Annotated in this window: 1 protein-coding gene and 1 pseudogene; one reads left to right on the top strand and one right to left on the bottom strand. The window is 60.8% G+C overall.

Annotated elements, in window-relative coordinates; translation table 11 throughout:
• A pseudogene (locus tag ABD283_RS14310) lies at positions 1–195 on the top strand (PIN domain-containing protein); the annotation flags it as partial.
• A gap of 22 nt (positions 196–217) precedes the next feature.
• Here ABD283_RS14310 and ABD283_RS14305 read toward each other — a convergent pair.
• Positions 218–838, bottom strand: a complete 621-nt coding sequence (locus ABD283_RS14305; RefSeq protein WP_344225601.1) for a class I SAM-dependent methyltransferase — start codon at positions 836–838, stop codon at positions 218–220.
• Between the last annotated feature and the right edge of the window lie 45 nt (positions 839–883).

Here is an 883-nt window from a genome sequence, read left to right as displayed (position 1 = left end):
GAGGTGATCTCGGCCGACGACTTCTATGTCCTGGTCGCTAAATCGAATCCGAAATGTCTCGGTCCGATTATTGCGGAACAACTCGCGTACTGGAGCAAGAAGCCAGAATTTCATCAACTAGACGACGCTCTGAGACGAGCGGGATGTCCTCAGTTCGCTGAAGTGGTGAGGAACGCAATACAGCGCATGGCGTGAATCGGACAAAGAGCTCTCCGGGTCAGAGATTCGGCCTGCGCACCACAATCACCCGGTCCTGAGAATGGTGTGCTCCGGCACCACCAGACACATGGCGCTCGCGGACTTCGTCCACCAGGAAGTCCCAACCAGCGTCGGAGAAGTACCGAGCAATGTCCTCCGGCATCACATAATCGGCAGGATCGAATCCGTGGGGGCCATCGTCCATAACGTGATGGACGAACATGAGCAGTCCACCGGGTTTCACGGCCTGAGCGAAATGCTGTTCCACCTCGCGGTCGCCGGCCTTGGGGATGGCCGGGTACTGAGCGGACACCAGGTCGAAGTCGGTGAATGGTGAGTCAAGGAACCCCTGCACCAGCCATGTGACCTCCACTCCGGCGACATCCGCAGCGGTCCGGGCGCGCCCCACGGCAACGGCGGAAACGTCCACCCCCGTGACGGACCAACCCCGTTGGGCAAGCCACACAGCATCCGCCCCTTCACCGCAGCCGACGTCCAAAGCGGCTCCGGGCGCGAGTGCGGAAGCCTCGGCCACCAGTGCACCGTTCGGGTGGCCACTCCAGATGTGCTCAGTATCGTAGCGGGCATCCCAATCTTCGGCAGTAACGGGTGCCTTGTGCTCCGGATGTTCGTGCGTCATGGGTTCAGAGTGACACGCGCCGGATCTTATTGCGAACGATTCCGC

It is taken from the genome of Kocuria atrinae, from assembly GCF_039531425.1.
In the GTDB taxonomy this organism is placed as follows: domain Bacteria; phylum Actinomycetota; class Actinomycetes; order Actinomycetales; family Micrococcaceae; genus Kocuria; species Kocuria atrinae.
Note: the sequence above shows the minus strand (reverse complement) of the source record. Positions and strands in the feature narration are given on the sequence as shown.

Excerpts from the sequence above, each read along its gene's own strand:
- ABD283_RS14305 (WP_344225601.1), bottom strand. The coding sequence starts at position 838 with ATGACGCACGAACATCCGGAGCACAAGGCACCCGTTACTGCCGAAGAT.